We start from the raw sequence: 5,087 nt of genomic DNA, 5'->3' as shown, positions 1-5,087 counted from the left end.
GCCGGATCTCGTCTCGCCATAGTAGTCATTCTGGTTCATCTCCTTATGCGGGTTAGGTTCCCACACACAAACCATTAGACACTCTCCTGGGAGGTGCGCCGCAACCTAGGTGTTGTTCAGTCTGTGGGGCGTACCGGGGTGTGCTTCGATAACGCGATGGCCGAGTCGTTCTGGTCGACGCTGAAAACCGAGTTCTACGACCGGAAGCGCTGGCCAACCCGCGATGCTGCCCGCAAGGCCGTTGCCTACTGGATTGAAGTGGTCTACAACCGTCGACGCCGGCACTCCGCCCTCGGGATGGTCAGCCCCGTCGATTTCGAAAACCACACCACCCAAACCAGAAACGAAGAAGAAATAGCTGCCTAACCACTAGGTAGCTTGACTAGGTGTCCACGATTTGCGGGCAACCCCACAGCGCGTCGGTGCGCATTGTCGATCGTGTAGCGACACCAACAATTTTTCGGCTGAATACATCCACGACAAATGCGGTGTAGGCGAATCCTGACAGGGTGCGAACGTAGGTAATGTCGGCAACCCACAACCTGCCTGGCGCCTGCGCACGGAAGTCTCGCTGTACAAGGTCTGGGCGATGATCCGGTGCCTTCGGGCTAATCGTTGTCACAGGGGTTCGTCCACGTCGGCGGCCGGAAACACCTGCGAGTTTCATCAGACGTGCGGTCTTGTCGCGACCAATATGAAAGCCTTCGCGGTTCATCGCGTGCCACATTTTGCGGATGCCGTAGACCGAGAAATTCTCCGCATGCACACGCTGTATCTCTGGGATGAGCAGGCTATCGCTTAAGGCTCTTGCGCTGGGAACACGTGTGGTGGCTTTGCGGTAGCCGCGTGAAGTAATGAATCCACGATCTGCTTGTTTAAGGACTCGGCAGATGGACCCGGGCCCCAAACTGATCTTTATACGCGTCGATGTAAGAGATCATTTGGTCTTAGGGTCGGTCGAGTTCCGCTGCGAAAAAAGCCGAAGCAGTCTTAAGAATCCCGTTTGCTCGTTTCAGTTCGCGGTTTTCTCGGCGCAGACGCCCCAAGCTCTTCTTCCATTGTTTCGCCGCCTGAAGCGTCAGAGTCATCACGTACTGAAGCGCTGTCACGGTACCAAGCCCGCAACGTGTGGTGAGATACTCCAAGCAGCTCACCGACCTCCGTGTAGGCGCGTTGCAGTGAGCAAGACTCCAGGCGGACCATTTCGATGATCTGATGGACCGCCTTCTCCTTGAACTCAACGGAATACTTTCTAGGCATAGTTCAATCCTTCCTTAGCTGAGGTAGGAACTAAACCCAGGACGCTTCAATAATGCCCTGGCAGAGTCATTTAACGCCACCTTAAAGCGTGAAGTTCTGCGTGATCGGAAAGTCTTTGATAATCCCATTATCTGCCGGCAGGAAGTCTTTCGATGGTGCATGCGCTACAACACCCGCAGACGGCATTCCTGGTGCAACCTTCTAGCCCCGATGACTTCGAAGCACTCACATCAGCTACACTGACCCAAGCAGCATAGCTAACCCCCGTCGTGTCTACTTTCCGGGGGTCAGGCCCGTCATCATCGTCGAGGTCGGGAAGGAGTGACTGGTAGAACACCCAGGAGTTCTTCCGGGCGTGTGCTCCAGCTGCAGCAATAGGATTGCCGGGTGTGTTGGTGGCATAAAAGACGACCGGTACCCCTGCCTCAGCCTCAGCATCAGTGCCGGTAGTAGCGTCAGTGTTGGTGTCGTAGTCCAGTGGCTCGCCGGCCAGGCGGGTATTCCCCGGCGTGGTGTCGCCTACTGGCTCGTGCCTGGTGGTGGGTGGTGGTGTGCTACTTGTCATCGTGGTCGTATCCCCCGGGAATAGTAAACCGGTTAAGTCGAATGTGTTTTCGTCTAACACGGATTCACCCTACCCACCACACCTGACACTAGGGGGTAAAACCACGACACCCCGCCACGCATTCTGCCAGCTCGACAGAGTACAAGTCGCCTACATGAGCGGGGGTGAAACGACGACTAGTCCCCGAAACACCAACCACCCACAATTATTCGGGGTGATGGTCTTTCGGGGACTACCGTATAAACACTATTTAGTTGTTTGTTGTTTGGTGTCGGCGGTGACTTACTCTCCCACAACCTCCCGGTTGCAGTACCATCAGCGCGTACAGGCTTAGCTTCCGGGTTCGGAATGGGACCGGGCGTTTCCCTGTAGCTATGAACCACCGACAAACCTAAAAGAACACTACCCACCACTTCGTGTGTGGTGTTGTGTCAGATACTGCATAGTGGACGCGACACACAAGAATGTGTTCATTTATTTGTTTACTCGCTTCACAAGTCCACCCAACAATCATCCCTCACACATAATGTTTGGGGTTGTTGTGGTGTGTTTGTTTTGGTCAATTAGTACCAGTAGCCTTCACACCTTACAGTGCTTCCAAGTCTGGCCTATCTACCCCATAGTCTTTAGGGGACCTCAAAAGAAACCTCATCTTAAAACAGGCTTCCCGCTTAGATGCTTTCAGCGGTTATCCCTTCCGTACGTAGCCAACCAGCACTACCCCTGGCGGGATAACTGGCACACTAGAGGTACGTCCGTCCCGGTCCTCTCGTACTAGGGACAGCCTTCTTCAAGTTTCAACGCGCGCGGCGGATAGAGACCGAACTGTCTCACGACGTTCTGAACCCAGCTCGCGTGCCGCTTTAATGGGCGAACAGCCCAACCCTTGGGACCTACTCCAGCCCCAGGATGCGACGAGCCGACATCGAGGTGCCAAACCATCCCGTCGATATGGACTCTTGGGGAAGATCAGCCTGTTATCCCCGGGGTACCTTTTATCCGTTGAGCGACACCACATCCACAAGTAGGTGCCGGATCACTAGTCCCGACTTTCGTCCCTGCTCGACATGTCTGTCTCACAGTCAAGCTCCCTTGTGCACTTACACTCACCACCTGATTGCCAACCAGGCTGAGGGAACCTTTGGGCGCCTCCGTTACATTTTGGGAGGCAACCGCCCCAGTTAAACTACCCACCAGGCACTGTCCCCAACCCAGATCATGGGCCAAGGTTAGATGCTCAATCCGATCAGAGTGGTATTTCAACAACGACTCCACCACCACTAGCGTGATAGCTTCACAGTCTCCCACCTATCCTACACAAACCGAACCAAACACCAATACCAAGCTATAGTGAAGGTCCCGGGGTCTTTTCGTCCTGCCGCGCGTAACGAGCATCTTTACTCGTAATGCAATTTCACCGGGCCTGTGGTCGAGACAGCAGAGAAGTCGTTACGCCATTCGTGCAGGTCGGAACTTACCCGACAAGGAATTTCGCTACCTTAGGATGGTTATAGTTACCACCGCCGTTTACTGGGGCTTAAATTCTCAGCTTCGCAACCACAAAGGTTACTAACCGGTCCTCTTAACCTTCCAGCACCGGGCAGGCGTCAGTCCATATACATCAACTTAACGTCTTCGCATGGACCTGTGTTTTTGATAAACAGTCGCTTCCCTCTATTCTCTGCGACCCCACAACACTCCAACCGCAAGGGTCTTCACGTCACAGGGCCCCCCTTCTCCCGAAGTTACGGGGGCATTTTGCCGAATTCCTTAACCACAGTTCACCCGAACGCCTTAGTATCTTCAACCTGACCACCTGTGTCGGTTTAGGGTACGGGCCATACACACACTCGCTAGAGGCTTTTCTCGACAGTACAGGATCACCACCATCAACCCTTTTGGGTCTACGCATCACGCCTCAACCTATATGTGTGGCGGATTTACCTACCACACGGCCTACACGCTTACACCACCAATCCAGTAAGTGGCGCGGCTACCTCACTGCGTCACCCCATCACTTGAACCACACATCAGGCCCCACGACATCAACACCACCAACACTCAAAGAATGCTAGGTAGCGTATCCGCAGTGGTTAGTATCCGTGCTTTATCATGGGCGCACATGTACGGGTACCAGAATATCAACTGGTTATCCATCGACTACGCCTGTCGGCCTCGCCTTAGGTCCCGACTCACCCTGGGAAGACGAACTTGACCCAGGAACCCTTAGTCATCCGGCGGTAAGGATTCTCACCTTACAATTCGTTACTCATGCCTGCATTCTCACTCGCACACAGTCCACGCCTCCTCACGGTAACGCTTCCACCCATGCACGACGCTCCCCTACCCAAACAACAAAAAATTGTTGCTTGCCGCGGCTTCGGCGGTGTACTTGAGCCCCACTACATTGTCGGCGCAGAACCACTCGACCAGTGAGCTATTACGCACTCTTTCAAGGATGGCTGCTTCTAAGCCAACCTCCTGGCTGTCTTCGCGATCCCACATCCTTTTCCACTTAGTACACCCTTAGGGGCCTTAACCGGCGATCTGGGCTGTTTCCCTCTCGACTATGAAGCTTATCCCCCACAGTCTCACTGCCGCACAACACAATTGATGGCATTCGGAGTTTGGCTGACATTGCTAAGATTGTAGTCCCGCTCAACCAACCAGTCGCTCTACCTCCACCAAGCTAAATGCGACGCTGCACCTAAATGCATTTCGGGGAGAACCAGCTATCACGGAGTTTGATTGGCCTTTCACCCCTACCCACAGCTCATCCCCGCAGTTTTCAACCTACGTGGGTTCGCGCCTCCACAACCTCTTACAGCTGCTTCACACTGGCCATGGGTAGATCACCCCGCTTCGGGTCCAGGACATGCCACTTACCACCCCATTAGGATTCGGTTTCCCTACGGCTACCCCACACGGGTTAACCTCGCGACATGCCGCTGACTCGCAGGCTCATTCTTCAAAAGGCACGCCATCACACCATAAAAAGTGCTCTGACGGATTGTAAGCACATGGTTTCAGGAACTATTTCACTCCCCTCCCGGGGTACTTTTCACCATTCCCTCACGGTACTATCCACTATCGGTCACACTGAGTATTTAGGCTTACCGGGTGGTCCCGGCAGATTCACAACAGATTCCACGAGCCCGTTGCTACTCGGGAACCCAACAACCCCCACATCATCATCTTCAGCTACAGGACTCTCACCTACTCCGGCAGATCATTCCAAACCACTTCACCTAACAACAATGCA

The 5,087-nt window shown here is 54.0% G+C and carries 2 rRNA genes and 3 pseudogenes; 2 read left to right on the top strand and 3 right to left on the bottom strand.

Annotated features, from left to right (window positions below):
• Nucleotides 1–111 precede the first annotated feature (111 nt).
• Nucleotides 112–321, top strand: a pseudogene (locus HMPREF1257_RS00020) (integrase core domain-containing protein); the annotation flags it as partial.
• Nucleotides 322–412: 91 nt separating this feature from the next.
• Here the strand turns inward: HMPREF1257_RS00020 and HMPREF1257_RS12130 are convergent.
• Nucleotides 413–1,260, bottom strand: a pseudogene (locus HMPREF1257_RS12130) (IS3 family transposase); the annotation flags it as partial.
• Nucleotides 1,261–1,308: 48 nt separating this feature from the next.
• On the opposite strand from HMPREF1257_RS12130, the pseudogene HMPREF1257_RS11685 reads away from it, so the two are divergent.
• A pseudogene (locus tag HMPREF1257_RS11685) lies at nucleotides 1,309–1,517 on the top strand (integrase core domain-containing protein); the annotation flags it as partial.
• A gap of 577 nt (nucleotides 1,518–2,094) precedes the next feature.
• Here HMPREF1257_RS11685 and rrf read toward each other — a convergent pair.
• Nucleotides 2,095–2,212, bottom strand: a 5S ribosomal RNA gene (gene rrf / locus HMPREF1257_RS00010).
• Nucleotides 2,213–2,367: 155 nt separating this feature from the next.
• Nucleotides 2,368–5,087 (bottom strand): 23S ribosomal RNA (locus tag HMPREF1257_RS00005); the annotation flags it as partial.

It is taken from the genome of Corynebacterium sp. KPL1814, from assembly GCF_000478175.1.
Lineage (GTDB): Bacteria > Actinomycetota > Actinomycetes > Mycobacteriales > Mycobacteriaceae > Corynebacterium.
This window is presented reverse-complemented; position numbering and strand designations above follow the sequence as displayed.